Here is a 14,564-nt window from a genome sequence, read left to right as displayed (position 1 = left end):
CGAACGTTTCCGTTCGACGGTTCGGCGGTATAAGTGCTCTGCGGTTTTCGGATCGGCAACCCTATCCGAAGATATCTGCTGCTCGCCTTGGCGAGAAAGGCCTCGATGGCCTTCGGTTCTCACGGGTCGCAACAGAGCGGTAGAAGCATCGTAGAGGTCGACGATGGGGCCCGCGAATGCGTCCGCTCCGCTGTTTCAAGACCTTCCGAGGATCGAAAGCCGGTCCCCCTCGCAGCTGACCCCGCGATCTCAACCGCCAGCTTTCCCACCCACAGGCACCCCCACCTCCGGCAACGGCGCCTCCACACTCGCCACCACGCCGCCCGGCCGATACTCGACCTCCGCGGTGCCGCCGGTCTCGGCGGCCAGCACGCGCTCGATCATCCGCGAGCCGAACCCGCGCCGGGTCGGGGCCGAGACCGGCGGGCCGCCGGTCTCCTCCCAGCGCAGCCGCAGGCGCCCGTCGCCGGTCACCTCCCAGCGGAGGAGCACCCGGCCCTGGGCGGTGGAGAGCGCGCCGTACTTGACCGCGTTCGTCGCCAGTTCATGCAGGGCCATCACGAAGGCGAGTGCCAGCCGGGGCGGCAGGCGGACCGGCGGTCCGCCGATCGTGAAGCGCAGGCCCGCGCCGGTGCGGAACGGGCGCAGGGCCTCGTCGGCGATCTCCGACAGGGTCGCGCCCTCCCAAGCATCGCGGGTCAGGACGTCGTGGGCGGCCGAGAGCGATTGCAGGCGGGCGTTGAAGGCTGTGCGCGCCTCGCTGAGCGAGGTGGCGTGGGTCAGGGTCTGGTTGGCGATCGACTGGATCGTCGCCATCGAGTTCTTCACCCGGTGGTTCAGTTCCTCGGCGAGCAGGGCCCGGTGCTCCTCGCCGCGCTTGCGCTCGGTCACGTCGAGCGTCACGCCGGCCATGCTCAGGGCTGCGCCGTCCGCGTCGTAGAAGGGCTGGCCGCGGATCTGCAGCCAGCGCACCTCGCCGGTCGGCATGCGGATCCGGTACTCGATGTCGTAGTCGCTGCGGGTCTCCACCGAGTCCCGGATCGCGGCCTGCATCCGGTCGCGGTCCTCCGGCAGGATCGCGTCGATCAAGTCGTCGAAGGTGAACGGCTCGCCGGGATCCCGGCCCATCGTGCGCTTGCAGCTCTCGGACGCCATCAGCCGCATGTCGGCGAGATTGAGGGTCCAGGAGCCGAGGCGGGAGGCCTTGAGGATGAAGTGGAGGCGCTCCTCGCTCCGCCGCAGGGCGAGCGAGCGTCGCTCGATCTCCCGCTCCAGCGCGTCGCGGTCGCGTTGCAGGCGCACCAGCCGGTCGCGCTCCAGCGTCACGTCGAACTGCGAGGCGAAGAAGTAGGTGAGCCGGCCGTCCTCGCCGAAGACCGGCGAGACGAGCAGGCGGTTCCAGAACGCCTCGCCGGTCTTCTTGTGGTTGAGGAGGTCGATCTCGATCGGGACCCGGCGCTCGATCGCGTCGCGGATCCGCGCGACATCGTCGGGATCGGTCTCAGGGCCCTGGAGGAAGCGGCAATTGCGGCCGAGGATCTCGTCCCGGTCGTATCCGGTCAGCCTCGTGAACGCGTCGTTGACGAAGACGATCGGGTTGTCGGGCCGGTGCGGATCGGTGATCACCATCGGCATGCGCGTCGCCCGCACGGCCGCCGCGAACGGATCGGGGCTGGCGCCGGTCCGGGTCAGCTCGGTCGCGATGCGGCTCTCGTCGCGGCGCTCGGTCACGCTTGCGTCACCTCCTGCGCGGGAGACCGGATGGCTAGTCCCGATGTCGTACCCTCTGGGTCATCGCCAACGGCCCGGCTTCGTGCAACGCCCGCGGTTGCTGCAAAAGCGCGCATCCGGCGCGTGCCGCCCGGAGGTGCTATCCGCACGAAGCCGGAGAGAGGCTGCGAGGGCCGGCCGGGACGATCGCATCCCTCACGGATGCGGCTCCGGAAAGCCGTGGCGCGCGTGCAGGGCCCGCAGGATCGCGTCCTTGTCGTCGACGAAGCGCAGGTCGCCGTGGCGGCCGGTGGCGAGGCCGTCCGGCGCGTCGGGAGCCAGAATCAGGAGCGGCAGCGACTGGTGGCCTTCACCGAGGCGATCGACCAGCGCCTGCCGTGGGTGCGGCCAGGGCAGGCGCGTCACGTCGAGGCGCCCGGCCAGAGCGGGAAAGCCCGCGAGCACGCCCTCGATCAGGGCGCAGTGCCAGCAGTAGAAGCGCCGGCCCGGGAAGGCCGGGTCGGTGAAATCAGGAGCCAGCAGGTAGAGGTGATCGCGGAGCACGGCCCTCAGACATCCTGGCGCGGCAACATCCGGTCGAGCAGGGCGTCGCGGCGGGCGATCAGGTGCCAGGCGGTGGCCAGCACGTGCAGCGCCACGAGGGCGTAGACCGCGTACTGGCCGGCCAGGTGGATCTGGTCGGCGAGCTTGGACACCGCCTCGTTCTTCTCCATGAAGGGCGGGATCGGGAAGAGGAAGAAGTACTGCGTCGTGTTGCCGGCGGCAGCCGACATCACGAAGCCGCTCACCGGCATCAGCAGGAACACGAGGTAGAGCAGCCAGTGGTTGATCCGGCCGAGGAGGGCGAGGCCTCGCGGCACGTAGACTTCCGGTGGGGCCGGATTCCAGGCCCGCCACAGGATGCGGAGGGCGACGATGGCGAAGATCGTGATGCCGACCGACTTGTGCAGCTGGAAGTAGAAGCCCTTGGCCGGGCTCGCCGGCAGGCTCACGGCGATCCAGGCGAGCGGCAGCACCGCCAGCACCAGGGCGGCGGTGAGCCAGTGCAGGCCCTGCGCCATGGCTGTGTAGCGCGGCTGCTCGACGCGGGCGATCTTCACCGGCGCGCGGGTGGACAGGTCGAGCATCCGGGCTGGTCCTCTCGGGGCTGCCGCCGTCACTGACGCGGCGGGCACTCCCGCAGGCTAGACAATGCGCGACGCATGGTCACCCTGGAACCGCTCAAATTGTCGGGGATCGCCGCGGCGTCAGATCGCCGCCGCCGGATCGCCCCCGAGGGGATTGCCCTCGTCCTCGTTGCGATCGTCCTGGCGGTCATCCCGGCGCCGGCGCCGGCGCCGCCCGCCATCGGCGAGGGACTGGGCGAGGGCCCGGAACGGCGCGGTCAGGCGGCGCACGTCCTCGGCGCGCTCCATGAAGCGCTCGCCGTTGCGGATCTCGCGGTCGAGCGCCGCCATGGTGCGGGCCAGTGCCGGATCGTCGTCCTCGAGCCACACCTCCATCACCCGCGCGAAGGCGATCACCACGCCCTGGAGCTTGACGCGGCCGAGCGGTCCCTCGGTGCTGATGCCGGCCGAGGCCAGCATGAAGCGCTGCGAGTTGAGTGCGACCTGGTTGAGGGCGGCGAGCGACAACGGGTCGCCGCGCAACGCGAAGGCGATACGGCGCAAGGCCGGCTTGTAGGGGTCCATCGCGTCGAGGCGGCGCATCAGCACGTCGAACAGCCGCTCGCGGGTCGGCTCCTCGTCGAGGTCGTCGCTGGCGCCCTCGAGCACCTGCTTGTCGATCATGCGCGAGAAGCCGCCGAGCACCGCGCCCTTCGACGGATAGGCGTCGCGGAACTCGCCCAGGCTCACTCCGGCCTCGCGGGCGATGTCGGTGATCTCGATGTCGTTCCAGGGCTGCTCGGCGGCAAGGCGCATCAGCGCCTCGACAATCGCCTCCCGCGGCGGCAGGCGGGTGGCCTCCGGCTCACTGCCGGCGCCGTGCTGCTCGCCGGACGTCGTGCCGTCGGACGCCTTGGGGGTGCGGGCCATGGATGGACGCTCCGATACCGTTGAGGCGAGAAGGGAAGCACGCGTCGCACCTCCCCGAGGCGGATCGCCCGCCTCGACCGCCTATCTAGGCATCGCCCCGCGCGCCGGGCAGGGGGCCGCGGCGACGCGCTCGGGTGACGTGCCGGTGATCTCGCGTCGCGCTGCGATCAGCCCGCCAGTTCCCCGGCCCGGCGTTTCGCCGCCGCCACGGCCGCGCGCATCAGGGGGCTCAAGCCCTCCTCGGCCATCAGAACCCCGAGGGCCGCCGCGGTGGTGCCGCCCGGCGAGGTCACGTTCTGGCGCAGGGTCGCCGGTTCCTCGGGGCTCCGCCCCAGGAGCTCGCCCGCCCCCGCCACGGTCTGGCGGGCGAGGCGCGCCGCCACCTCGGCCGGCAGCCCGGCGGCGACGCCGGCGGCGGCCAGGGCCTCGGCCATCAGGAAGACGTAGGCCGGGCCGGAGCCCGAGACCGCCGTCACGGCGTCGATCAGGTCCTCGCTGTCCAGCCACTCGACGAGGCCGATGCCGGAGAGGAGCGCGTGGGCGGTGCGGCGCTGGTCCTCGCTGGTCTCGGGCGAGGCCGCGGCCCCCGTGGCGCCCCGGCGGATGCTCGCCGGCAGGTTCGGCATCGCCCGCACGACCGCGCGGGCGCGGGGCAGGCGGTCCTTCAGGTTGGCGATGGTCTTGCCGGCCAGCACCGAGACCACGACGGTGCCCGGCCCGGCGAGCGGCGCCACCGTCGCCGCGGCCGTGTCCAGCCCTTGCGGCTTGATCGCCAGAACCAGGGCCTCCGGTTCGGCCGGCGCCGCCGGATTGAGGGCGATGCCGTGCGCGGCGCAGAGCGCCACCATGGCGGGGGCGGGGTTGGGGTCGACGACGGCGACGCTCTCGCCCGGCAGCCCGTCGGCGAGCCAGCCTTCCAGCATCGCCCCGCCCATCTTGCCGGCGCCGACCAGGATCAGCGAGGCCGGCAGAAGCCCGGACGTCCCGGCGATCTGCCCGCTCACGCCTCGCCCTCGGTCTCGAACAGGACCGCGTCGAGCGCCTCGCGGGCGCTCTTGCCAGCCCAGATCACGAACTGGAACGCCTGGAAGTAGCGCTCGCAGGCCTCGACCGCAGTCTTCAGCATGGTCTCGCACTGGCCGTGCGTCGGCTCGGCGCCGCCGGTGAGCAGCAGCGCGTGGCGGAACATCACCACGTGCTCGCTGTTCCAGAGGTCGAAATGGCCGACCCAGAGCTGCTCGTTGACGAGCGAGACGAGCCGCAGCACCTCGTTGCGCCGACGCTCCGGCACCTTCAGGTCGAAGGCGGAGGCGATGTGCAGGGCCTCCACATCCTCGATCCACGTGAAGGCGACGTGGTACTCGGCCCATTGACCGGCCACCGCGACCGACATCTCGTCGGTCTCGGCGCGATCGAAGATCCAGTCCCGGAGGGAGGCGAGGCGCTCGACGACATCGAGCGGGTGCTCGGCGCGGTTCAGGTCGTCGATGTTGAGCTGGGTCATGGCGATCCAAGTTTGGCTCGTCCGAGCGGGAAACAGCTGCGTCAGCGAACGCGGCGAGTGTCGTCTTCAAGGCAGATCGCGACCCGGGCACGGTCAGGACGTGCAGGCGAAAAGCTTATGTTCCGACTTGTCTCCCCAGAGCGGCTGCGAATCAGGGCGTGACCCACTATAGCCCGGGCGAGTCCAGGGACTCAAAGCGGAAAGCCGCGGCGGCGGGGGCGCACCGCCGGCTATCCACCGAAGCTTCCTGTGCACAAGCGGGGCGCGCCCGGGCGAGGCGTCAGGCCGTCGCCGTGCCGCCGGGCGCCGCCCCGGCTGCCCCACCCTTGGCCTTGGCACCGGCAGGCTTGGTCTCGGCAGGAGCCGCCTCGAGCGCCGCGACGCGGGTCGCCAGCGCGTCGTTCTGGGCGCGCAGGGACGCGACGAGGTCGCGCAGCACCTCCACCTCCTCGCGGGTGGCCACGTCCATGTCCCGCAGCATGCGCTCGATCTGCGCCTTGACCATGGTCTCGGCCTCGCGGCGCACGCCCTGGGCCGCACCGGCGGCGTCGGTCATCAGGCGGGCGAAGTCGTCGAACAAGCGGTTCTGCTGCATGGGAGGATCCTCCGGGGCTGGTCCTGATGCACAGCCCTAATGCATTTCGTGGCGGAATGGGCCCCGGTCCTGGCTCCCCATCGCGCGAAAATGCGGCACCATCGCGATGAGCCGGCCCAGGGCGGGAACGGTTGCGCGACGGTGTCGAGGGCCGGGTCCAGCAACAGACGGATGCACAATGACGGCTTCAAGCAAAACCCGGTCTCGGGCATAAGGCGTAACCGTGAGCACGACACCGCACATCCTGATCGTCGAGGACGATCGCGAGATCAGCACGCTGGTCGCCCGCTATCTCCGCGGCAACGATTGCCGGGTCTCGATCGCCGGCGACGGCCGCGAGATGGACCGGCTGCTGGCCGATTCCCGCGTCGACCTGATCGTGCTCGACCTGATGCTGCCGGGCGAGGACGGGCTGTCGATCTGCCGGCGCCTGCGCGCCTCCTCCGGCATGCCGATCCTGATGCTCACGGCGAAGAGCGAGGAGATCGACCGGATCGTCGGGCTCGAGATCGGGGCCGACGACTACCTGGCCAAGCCCTTCAACCCGCGCGAGCTGCTCGCCCGCATCCGCGCGATCCTGCGCCGCGGCGCCGCTGCCCAGGGCCGCGACGACGACGGCGTGCGCCGCCACGCCTTCGCGGGCTTCGTGCTCGATGCGGGCCTGCGCCAGCTCCTCAACCCGGAGGGCGCGCAGGTGGCGCTCACCGGGGCCGAGTTCGACCTCCTGCACGCGATGTGCCTGCGGCCGGGCCGGGTGCTCTCCCGCGACCAGCTCCTCGACCTGACGCAGGGGCGGGCGCCGGGGCCGTTCGAGCGCAGCATCGACGTGCTGGTGAGCCGCATCCGCCAGAAGATCGAGCGCGATCCCCGCAACCCGGAGATGATCAAGACCATTCGCTCCGGCGGCTACCTGTTCACGCCGGAGGTGGTCTCGACATGACCGGGAAGGGGCCTCTGCCGGGCCGCATCGCCGGGCAGCTCGCCCTGCTGGTAGTCGCCGCGATCGTGGTCACCCACGTGGTCGTGACCGTGGCCTTCATCCTCCTGCGACCGGAGCTGCGCCGCTCCGACGAGCGGCCGAACGCGCTCGCCAACCGCCTCGTCACCGTCGTCCACATGGTGGCGGCGGCGCCGGCCGAGGACCGTGCCGACGTGGTGGCGGCGGCCCGCCACAGCGCCTCGGCGCTTCACCTCACCCTGCTCCCCCCGGACGCGCCGGACGCACCCGCCACGCCGGGCTCCGACGTGCCGGAGATCTCCGGCCTGCGGGCTGCCCTGGGGGCGGGCTACGGCGTGGCGGCCGAGCATACGCCGGCGGGCGCCCTGCACCTGCGCATCGCCGGGCCGGGCGGCCTGCAGCTCACCGCCGACCTGCCGCCCCTGCCGCTGCCGCACCCGCCGCTGACCAGCGCGGTGCTGATCACCCTGGTCTTCCTCGCCCTGTCGCTCACGCTCCTGTCGATCTGGGCGACGCGGGCGCTCACCGCGCCGCTCGCACGGCTGGCCGAGGCGGCGGAGGCCTTCGGCACCGCCACCGAGGCGCGGCCCCTGCCGCAGCGCGGGCCCGAGGAAGTGCTGGCGGTGTCCCGGGCGCTGGGCCGGATGCGCGACCGGGTGCTGCGCCTGATCGACGACCGCACCCACATGCTGGCGGCGATCAGCCACGACCTGCGCACCCCGATCACCCGCCTGCGCCTCAGGGCGGAATTCCTGGAGGACGAGAGCCTGCGCCGGCAGTTCCTGCGCGACCTCGACCAGATGAACGCCCTCGTCGAGGCGGCGCTGTCCTTCGTGCGCGACGGCCAGTCCCGCGAGGGGCAGAGCCTCGTCGACCTCGCCTCGGTGGTGCAGACGGTCTGCGACGGCTTCGCCGATATCGGCGAGGCGGTGCGGGCCGAGGACATGCGGCCGGCCCTGGTGCGTGGCTCCTCCGGCGAGTTGCAGCGGGCGCTCACCAACCTGATCGACAACGCGGTGAAATATGCCGGCGGCGCCACCGTGCGCCTCGTCGAGGCCGGGCCGGGCCGCGTCGCGGTCGAGATCCTGGACGAGGGCCCGGGCATCCCGGAGGAGGAGCGCGCTCTGATGCTCCAGCCCTTCGTGCGCGGCGACCGCGCCCGCACCCTCAACGAGGCCGGCGGCTTCGGCCTCGGCCTGTCGATCGCAAGCGCCATAGCGCAGTCGCATGGTGGCACGTTCAGCCTGGAGAACCGGATTCCGCAGGGCCTGTGCGTGCGCCTCGAACTGCCGCGGGCCGCCGGGGCGGTGCCGCGCCAGCCAGCGGCTCGGGCCGCCTGAGCGGACACATCCGGCGAAGATGTAACGGCCCGTTGCGGCCCGATGCGGCGCAACGGGCGGAAACCCGATTCCCGCGGCCGCGAAGGATCTCTTGAGCAGCGGCGGCCGCAGGCTGACCCGCGTCGGGGATGACGGATCGTCCCCACCCACGCGCGAGGTCCCGGCCCCCTATGACGACTGTCTCCGCCTCCAGCGCCGCCACCCAGTCGCTCGTTCCGCCCAAGGTCGAGCCGAAGGCTGGCGCGCACAAGCAGCGGCTCCTCGACCAGATCTCGGCGCAGCAGCAGGCCGGCAGTCTCTCAGTGCCACCGATGCCAGCGCGCTCACGAGCGCGGTCCAGGACATCGACCAGGCGCTATCCGGTCGCTCAGGGACCAACGGCACTCGCCTCGACCCGGCGCAGGCCAGGAGCCGGATGGACGACCTCATCAGCGGCGAGGTCGCGAAGGGCACCCTGACGAGCGACCAGGCGACGACGCTCAAGAACCTGCTGTCGTCGCAGAAGGGCGGCGGCCAAGACGGAGATCGTGGGGATCGCGTCGGCGGTGCCGGCGGTCCTCCCCCCGGCCCGCCGCCCTCCGGCGACGCCGGCGCGGCGGGCTCGACCGACGCGGCCTCGAGCGCCAGCGACCTGCTCGCGAGTTTCCTGAAGCAGCTGCAGGGTGCGCAGGCGCAGAATCAGGCGAGCGGCTACGGCGCGAGCGGCAGCGCACAGAAGGGCAGCCAAGCGGCGGTGTTCGACTTCAGGGTCTGATCACCGCGCCAGTTCGCGCAAGCCCAGGCGGATGAGGGTCTTGGCCTCCATTGCCGCCGCACCCTCGCCGGCGCCCTTCAGCGCCGCGGCCACCGCCGCCGAGGCCTGGACCTGGGCATAGCCGAGATTGACCAGCGCCGAGATCGCGTCGGCCACCGGCTGGGGCGCGGTGTTGTCCTCCACCGCCCCGGTGAGCTGGATCAGGGCCGGATCGACGGGCGAGAAGGCCGGGGCCTTGTCCTTCAGCTCGGCCACCAGCCGGGCGGCGAGGCGCGGGCCGACCCCTGGGGCGCGGGCGACCGCGCCCTTGTCGCCGGTGGCGATGGCGGTGGCGAGGTCGCCCGGCTCCATCACCGAGAGCACCCCGAGGGCGACCCGCGTGCCGACGCCCTGCACGGTCTGGAGCAGGCGGAACCACTCGCGTTCCGCATCGGCCCGGAAGCCGTAGAGGCGGATCATGTCCTCGCGCACATGGGTCTCGATCGCCAGTTCCGCCGCCTCGCCGGTGGGCGGCAGGCGCTGCAGCGTGCGGGCCGAGCAATGCACCACGTAGCCGACGCCGTGCACGTCGAGGATCACGAAATCCTCGCCGTAGGAATCCACCACGCCCTTCAGCTTGCCGATCATCGCCGGTTGGATCTCTGGCGGGCCGAACAGGCCCGGATCCCGGCCCTTACCCAGACCAGCCCCGGCCCACAAGGCGGCGCGATGCGGCGCGTCGCCCCGGCGATGACGCGTCTCGCCCCGGCGATGACGCGTCTCGCCCCGGCTCTCAGCTCAGGCGGCGCAGACCTGAGACGGCCCAGGAGATCGCGACGACCGGCGCCGCGGTGTACGACAGCATCGCGATCGCCGATCTCACCACCGCCATCAAGGGGCTCGCCGCCGCGATCGTCGCCGACACGGCGGCCGATCAGGCAGCTCATGCCGACCAGGTCACCGCCGCTCTGAGCCGGCTGGTGCCGGTCCTGGAGCGACTGGACGAGCGAGAGCCGCCGCCGGTCCGACCGGGGCGGCAGCACCGCTGACCGGAACCCGCCGCACCGCCAGCCCGTTAGCCCGGCGGATCTTCCAGGACCCGAGACCCCGCCTTCAGCCCCGCCGGCAGCAGCCGAGCGGGGCATTTTCGTGTTCAGGCCTACGCAGCGATCCAGTCGAATCGCCCGGACTGGTCCCAGGCGCAATCGGCGCCGAGCGCGGCGGCGAACACGCCCGACAGGCGCGCCCGCTCCGCCTCGACCACCGGCCCGTCGACAGCCACCGGCCGGCAGCGGGCAGCGAGACCCGGCACGACGAAATCGGGATTGTGCAGGGCGTGGTCGGAGGCTTCCGTGAAGAAGGGGCGGTCGCCCCAGTCGAGGTAGCTCTCGGCCGGAAGGCCCTCGGCGAGCAGGATGTCGTGGGAATCGAGTTCGACGTGCCAGTAGGTCACGGAGGTGGCGGGCTCGCGGGTGATGGTTGTGCCGTTGATCAGGCACATCACCGGCACGAGATGGCCTCCCTCCCCGTCCGCACCGGCTCCGACCAGGACGGGGTGGCCGGGGGAGAGCGAGAGGTCGCGGGCGGGGAGGCCCGGCCCGAAGGCGCTTGCGCGGATGCGGATCGGCTGCTGATCGTGCGGCAGGACCGTGCCGGCGCCGTCGAGGTTGCGATGCCCGATCCAGGTGATCGGCCGCAGGGCGCCGGAGACGGTGACAGCGTGGTCACCAACTTGGAGATCCTCGACGGCGACATTGACCAGGGCACCGTGTCGGACGATGCAGATGTTTGTCCCGGTGCAGAAACAGACAGCTACGCTATTCGCTGGAACCGCTGATGATTGCAGGTCCGTGAACGTTCTGACGGGAGACCCTGTAGAATAATCAGTAAATATTCTAATATAACGAACGCCTGTTAAAGAGTTCTCTAGTTTTTGATCGTAGACAAATTCCAGCGTGTTTGTATCATTGCTCGATGGCGAGCTTAAGAAAGAGGCCCTGTATCCAGTAGAACCATCGGAATTTCTGTAGTTCTGCAGAATACCTCCATTGAAAACAACACCGTTTATGCTTATATTAGAGTTATAGATTTGAAAAGTGTCATAATCGACACTGAAATTGCCGGATATCGGCCTGGCGGAAGCTCCACCGGTTCCGCTGAGCTGCCCATTGAGCGTGTATGTGTATAAGTCCGCCACGATCGTCCTCCCGGAGGACTGTAATTTCATATGAAAGATTTCGCTGGTTGCAATCTCATTGGCATCATTCAACCAAATAGTAGCAAATATACAACAAAAATCGGATCAAACAGAGAACGTGACTTGCGCTGCTGGTTATGTCTCATCTCGAACAATCCCAGTCCACCATGGTAGCCGATCCTTTTGGCCAGTCGCTCGCAGGTAGCGCACCCACCCCTGGCTATCGGGGAGACATCCATCCCACCGCGCCGGCCGCAGTCCGTGCACCGCATACGATGTCCGATGGCGTTCATGTCCAGGTCGTACGGTAGAGGCATTTCCATCGCTGGGATCGTCGCCTTGGGATAGCAGATTGGGCAACGGCCGAAGAGGTCGAGCCGCGCCTTGCGCACTTCGCCGAGCAGGATCGTAGGGAGGGAAGTGTAGGGCGTGCCATGAAGCATCCCTACCACTGCGAACATGACGTGAACATCCGTCGGTGATTTCGTCGGAGATCCGTGTCCCGACATAGCCCCGACAAGGGCATCTCGTTCGCATTCGGTTCAGGATGCCAGCTTGCGCCCCCCGCCCTAAAACGCTAGAGAACCAACGGCCTAGAGCCTGTCGGGGCGTAGCGCAGTCTGGTAGCGCATCTGGTTTGGGACCAGAGGGTCGCTGGTTCGAATCCGGCCGCCCCGACCATTCACCTCCACGGATCAGAGCCCGCGATGTCGACCGCCCGCATCTTCCGCCCTGCCAAGGACCCGACCCAGTCCGGCCTCGCCCGGACCAAGCAGTGGACGCTGGAGTTCGAGCAGACGAGCCCGCGGGAGACCGAGCCGCTGATGGGCTGGACCTCGTCCTCGGACATGCTGCAGCAGGTGCGGCTCGAGTTCGACACCAAGGAGGAGGCGATCGCCTACGCGACCCGCGAGGGTATCGCCTACCGGGTCGAGGAGCCGCAGATGCCCCTGCGCCGCGGCCTCTCCTACTCCGACAACTTCAAGTACAACCGCACTGCGCCCTGGACCCACTGATCCGGGCATCGTGGCGCGGGTGCGCGCCCGTCAGAACGCGTAGCGCACCCCGCAATAGGGCAGCTCCTCGGCGAGCAGCGCCTTGAACCGGGCGAGCCAGCGGCCCTTCCATCCGGTGCGGTAGCGCAGGTTCTCCATCCCGCCCTCGGAGCGCTTGGTCTCCTGGATGTCGGGACGCCACAGCAGCGCCTCGGCCTTGGGGTGCCATTGCAGATTGACGTCGTGCAGGGCGGCGTTGTGGGTGAGAAAGATGATCTCGGCTTTCAGCTGCGCCTTCGCGGCCGGGCCGATGCCGGCATCGAGTGCGCGGAACAGCGCCCGCCAATCTTCCTCCCAGCCCTCGTAGAGGATCACCGGCGAGAAATTGGCGTGGACCTCGTAGCCCGCCCCAACGAACGCGTCGATCGCGGCGATCCGCTCCGGCATGGGTGAGGTGCGCACGTCGACCACCCGCGCGATGCGCTCGGGCATCAGCGAGAAGCGGATCCGGGTCTTGGCCTGAGGCGCGTAGGCCAGCAGGTCGCGGTTGACGAACTTGGTGGCGAAGGACGCCTTGGCGTTCGGGATGTCGCGAAACAGCCCGACGAGGTCGCGCACGCTGTCGCAAGCGAGCGCGTCGACCGACAGGTCGCCATTCTCGCCGATGTCGTAGACCCAGTACCGGTCGTCGATCTGGTCGGGGGCGGGGAGCGGCCCCTGCGCGGCCGCGTGGCGGGTGATGGCCCGGCCGATCGCCTCGGTGTTGACGAACAGGGTGATCGGGTTGGCGTAGCCCTTGCGGCGCGGCACGTAGCAATAGGCGCAGGCCATGGCGCAGCCGTTGGAACTCGACGGCGCGATGAAGTGGGCGCTGCGGCCGTTCGGCCGCGAGGTCAGACCCTTCTTGACCCCGAGCACCAGGGTCGAGCGCTTGATCCGCACCCAATCCTCGACCGAGCCGGCATTGCCGTGCAACTCCGGGATCTTCCAGTGCGAGGCGACCTCGATCCGCCGCGCCTCCGGGAAGCGCTCCAGGATCTCCCGGCCGCGGGCGAAGTCCTCGACCGCGGGCTCGTGGTAGATCGTGTCGATGGCGAGGAGATGGGCAGAGGAACGGGACAGGGGACGGGCTCGGCCGGGAATGCTGGCCTCAGGATCTAGGGCGGCCGCGGGGCTCCAGCAGGGGCACCAGCAGGCTCGCCGCCGCGAAGGCGCCGCCGACGGCGCAGAGCGCCGGCCATCCGCCAGCGGCGAAGGCCCGCGTGCCGGCCGAGGCGCCGAGTGCGCCGCCGGCGAAGATCGCGGTGAAGAACACCGTGTTGATCCGCCCGCGGGCGCCGGGGGCGAGGGCGTAGACCCGGGTCTGGTTGGCGATCAGCGCGGTGTTGATGCCGATGTCGATGAGCAGCACCCCGACCGCCAGCGCGACCAGCGAGTGGCCGCCGAACAGGCCGAACACCACGAAGGCGGCCAGCGTCAGCGCGGCGCCGCCGATGAGCACCGGACGCGGGCTGCGCGTATCGGCGAAGCGCCCGGCGATGGGTGCGCAGAGCGCGCCCGCCGCGCCGATCAGCCCGAACAGGCCCGCCCCGGCGGGATCGAGCCCGAAGGGCGGCGCCTCGACGAGGAGCGCCAGCGTGGTCCAGAACGCGTTGAAGGCGGCGAACAGCAGCGCCTGCGCCAGGGCGGCCCGCCGTAACACCGGCTGGCTGCGCACCAGGTCGAGGATCGAGCCCATCAGCGCGCCGTAGCCGAGGCGTGCGGCGGGTGGTGTCTTTGGCAGCCCGAGCCAAGCGAGGCCGGCGAGCGCCACCGAGAGCCCGGCCGCGCCGACGAAGACCGCCCGCCAGCCGAGCCACGCGCCGACGAAGCCGCTCAAGGTCCGGGCGAGCAGGATGCCGAGGAGCAGGCCGGTCATCACCTGGCCGACCATCCGGCCGCGGACCGCATCCGGCGCCAGCTCGGCGGCGAAGGGCACCGCCTGCTGGGCGGCGGTCGAGAGCACCCCGATCAGGAAGCTCGCCAGCACCAGGACGGCCAAGCTGGCGCTCGCGGCCGCCAGCACCAGCACCGCGGCCAGCAGCAGGAGCTGGCCGACGATCAGGCTGCGCCGGGGCAGGGCGTCGCCGAGCGGCACGAGGCCCAGGATGCCGAGCCCGTAGCCGGCGAGCGTCGCGGTCGGCACCAGCACCGAGGCGTCGTGGCCGAAAACCTGGACCAGCAGCCCGAGCAGCGGCTGGTTGTAATAGATGTTGGCGACCGCCCCGCCGGCGATCAGGCTGAGGCTCAGGCGGGTCGCGGCGGAGAAGGGCGGCATGGGCGCGTCCTGCGTGAGCGTGATCTCGTGCGAAGGCGCGCCCGACATAACGGGTTTTTGCGCTGCAGCACGGGGCCTGCCCGCACGGGAGGCCTGCCCTGCGGGCATGCCGCCTCGCTGCGCAAAAAGGCGCGATCACACGCCCGTGAGGCACCTTC

General features: G+C 70.4%; 16 protein-coding genes and 1 tRNA gene. 6 read left to right on the top strand and 11 right to left on the bottom strand.

Annotated features, from left to right (window positions below; all coding sequences use genetic code 11):
* Nucleotides 1–249 precede the first annotated feature (249 nt).
* The 7 genes from MFF64_RS19295 to MFF64_RS19265 form a co-directional block, all read right to left on the bottom strand.
* The gene (locus MFF64_RS19295) at nt 250–1,731 is read right to left on the bottom strand and encodes an HWE histidine kinase domain-containing protein (protein WP_099899494.1); all 1,482 of its coding nucleotides are present in this window, start codon (nt 1,729–1,731) and stop codon (nt 250–252) included.
* 195 nt (nt 1,732–1,926) lie between these two features.
* Entirely contained in the window at nt 1,927–2,274 is a 348-nt protein-coding gene (locus MFF64_RS19290; RefSeq protein ID WP_099899492.1) for a DUF3088 domain-containing protein, read from the bottom strand.
* Nucleotides 2,275–2,279: 5 nt separating this feature from the next.
* The gene (locus tag MFF64_RS19285) at nt 2,280–2,858 is read right to left on the bottom strand and encodes a cytochrome b (RefSeq protein WP_099899490.1); all 579 of its coding nucleotides are present in this window, start codon (nt 2,856–2,858) and stop codon (nt 2,280–2,282) included.
* Between the two features lie 120 nt (nt 2,859–2,978).
* Nucleotides 2,979–3,767, bottom strand: coding sequence for a TetR/AcrR family transcriptional regulator (locus tag MFF64_RS19280; protein WP_238191992.1), 789 nt, complete (start codon nt 3,765–3,767; stop codon nt 2,979–2,981).
* 167 nt (nt 3,768–3,934) lie between these two features.
* On the bottom strand, nt 3,935–4,771 hold the full coding sequence (proC, locus tag MFF64_RS19275; RefSeq protein ID WP_099899488.1) for a pyrroline-5-carboxylate reductase: 837 nt from the start codon (nt 4,769–4,771) through the stop codon (nt 3,935–3,937).
* On the bottom strand, nt 4,768–5,271 hold the full coding sequence (locus MFF64_RS19270; RefSeq protein WP_099899486.1) for a type III secretion system chaperone family protein: 504 nt from the start codon (nt 5,269–5,271) through the stop codon (nt 4,768–4,770). Before MFF64_RS19270 ends, proC begins: the two co-directional genes overlap by 4 nt.
* Before the next feature lie 280 nt (nt 5,272–5,551).
* Nucleotides 5,552–5,866, bottom strand: coding sequence for an accessory factor UbiK family protein (locus tag MFF64_RS19265; protein WP_099899484.1), 315 nt, complete (start codon nt 5,864–5,866; stop codon nt 5,552–5,554).
* 223 nt (nt 5,867–6,089) lie between these two features.
* Between MFF64_RS19265 and MFF64_RS19260 the strand changes: the two genes are divergently transcribed.
* The 3 genes from MFF64_RS19260 (at nt 6,090) to MFF64_RS19250 (ending at nt 8,918) form a co-directional block, all read left to right on the top strand.
* Nucleotides 6,090–6,806, top strand: coding sequence for a response regulator (locus tag MFF64_RS19260; RefSeq protein ID WP_099899482.1), 717 nt, complete (start codon nt 6,090–6,092; stop codon nt 6,804–6,806).
* Nucleotides 6,803–8,164, top strand: a complete 1,362-nt coding sequence (locus MFF64_RS19255) for a sensor histidine kinase (protein ID WP_099899480.1) — start codon at nt 6,803–6,805, stop codon at nt 8,162–8,164. Before MFF64_RS19260 ends, MFF64_RS19255 begins: the two co-directional genes overlap by 4 nt.
* A gap of 415 nt (nt 8,165–8,579) precedes the next feature.
* Nucleotides 8,580–8,918, top strand: a complete 339-nt coding sequence (locus MFF64_RS19250) for a hypothetical protein (protein WP_238191990.1) — start codon at nt 8,580–8,582, stop codon at nt 8,916–8,918.
* Here the strand turns inward: MFF64_RS19250 and ruvA are convergent, their stop codons facing one another.
* Complete coding sequence (gene ruvA / locus MFF64_RS19245; RefSeq protein WP_099899478.1) at nt 8,919–9,545, bottom strand: Holliday junction branch migration protein RuvA; 627 nt, start codon at nt 9,543–9,545, stop codon at nt 8,919–8,921.
* A 203-nt stretch (nt 9,546–9,748) separates the two neighbouring features.
* Here ruvA and MFF64_RS19240 point away from each other — a divergent pair, with 203 nt between their 5' ends.
* Nucleotides 9,749–9,946, top strand: coding sequence for a hypothetical protein (locus tag MFF64_RS19240; protein ID WP_099899476.1), 198 nt, complete (start codon nt 9,749–9,751; stop codon nt 9,944–9,946).
* 110 nt (nt 9,947–10,056) lie between these two features.
* Here the strand turns inward: MFF64_RS19240 and MFF64_RS19235 are convergent, their stop codons facing one another.
* Entirely contained in the window at nt 10,057–11,124 is a 1,068-nt protein-coding gene (locus MFF64_RS19235; RefSeq protein WP_238192037.1) for a Hint domain-containing protein, read from the bottom strand.
* Nucleotides 11,125–11,698: 574 nt separating this feature from the next.
* Here MFF64_RS19235 and MFF64_RS19230 point away from each other — a divergent pair.
* Nucleotides 11,699–11,775: transfer RNA gene (locus MFF64_RS19230), tRNA-Pro, on the top strand.
* 26 nt (nt 11,776–11,801) lie between these two features.
* Nucleotides 11,802–12,110 carry an ETC complex I subunit gene (locus MFF64_RS19225; protein WP_099902165.1) on the top strand — a complete coding sequence of 103 codons (309 nt, stop codon included), beginning with the start codon at nt 11,802–11,804 and terminating at the stop codon, nt 12,108–12,110.
* A 30-nt stretch (nt 12,111–12,140) separates the two neighbouring features.
* Here the strand turns inward: MFF64_RS19225 and MFF64_RS19220 are convergent, their stop codons facing one another.
* Both MFF64_RS19220 and MFF64_RS19215 read right to left on the bottom strand, forming a co-directional pair.
* Complete coding sequence (locus MFF64_RS19220) at nt 12,141–13,211, bottom strand: spore photoproduct lyase family protein (protein WP_238192035.1); 1,071 nt, start codon at nt 13,209–13,211, stop codon at nt 12,141–12,143.
* 28 nt (nt 13,212–13,239) lie between these two features.
* A complete protein-coding gene (locus tag MFF64_RS19215; RefSeq protein WP_238191988.1) occupies nt 13,240–14,406 on the bottom strand; it encodes an MFS transporter in 1,167 nt (388 codons plus the stop codon).
* Nucleotides 14,407–14,564: the final 158 nt, after the last annotated feature.

The sequence above is a fragment of the Methylobacterium frigidaeris genome, assembly GCF_022179185.1.
GTDB classification, from domain to species: Bacteria; Pseudomonadota; Alphaproteobacteria; order Rhizobiales; family Beijerinckiaceae; genus Methylobacterium; species Methylobacterium frigidaeris.
Note: the sequence above shows the minus strand (reverse complement) of the source record. Positions and strands in the feature narration are given on the sequence as shown.

Bases quoted from the DNA above. Each gene is read 5' to 3' on its own strand.
- MFF64_RS19270 (WP_099899486.1), bottom strand. From the start codon at position 5,271: ATGACCCAGCTCAACATCGACGACCTGAACCGCGCCGAGCACCCGCTC.
- MFF64_RS19215 (WP_238191988.1), bottom strand. From the start codon at position 14,406: ATGCCGCCCTTCTCCGCCGCGACCCGCCTGAGCCTCAGCCTGATCGCC.
- MFF64_RS19285 (WP_099899490.1), bottom strand. From the start codon at position 2,858: ATGCTCGACCTGTCCACCCGCGCGCCGGTGAAGATCGCCCGCGTCGAG.
- MFF64_RS19265 (WP_099899484.1), bottom strand. From the start codon at position 5,866: ATGCAGCAGAACCGCTTGTTCGACGACTTCGCCCGCCTGATGACCGAC.
- MFF64_RS19250 (WP_238191990.1), top strand. From the start codon at position 8,580: ATGGACGACCTCATCAGCGGCGAGGTCGCGAAGGGCACCCTGACGAGC.
- MFF64_RS19225 (WP_099902165.1), top strand. From the start codon at position 11,802: ATGTCGACCGCCCGCATCTTCCGCCCTGCCAAGGACCCGACCCAGTCC.
- MFF64_RS19255 (WP_099899480.1), top strand. From the start codon at position 6,803: ATGACCGGGAAGGGGCCTCTGCCGGGCCGCATCGCCGGGCAGCTCGCC.
- ruvA (WP_099899478.1), bottom strand. From the start codon at position 9,545: ATGATCGGCAAGCTGAAGGGCGTGGTGGATTCCTACGGCGAGGATTTC.
- MFF64_RS19280 (WP_238191992.1), bottom strand. From the start codon at position 3,767: ATGGCCCGCACCCCCAAGGCGTCCGACGGCACGACGTCCGGCGAGCAG.
- MFF64_RS19235 (WP_238192037.1), bottom strand. From the start codon at position 11,124: ATGAAATTACAGTCCTCCGGGAGGACGATCGTGGCGGACTTATACACA.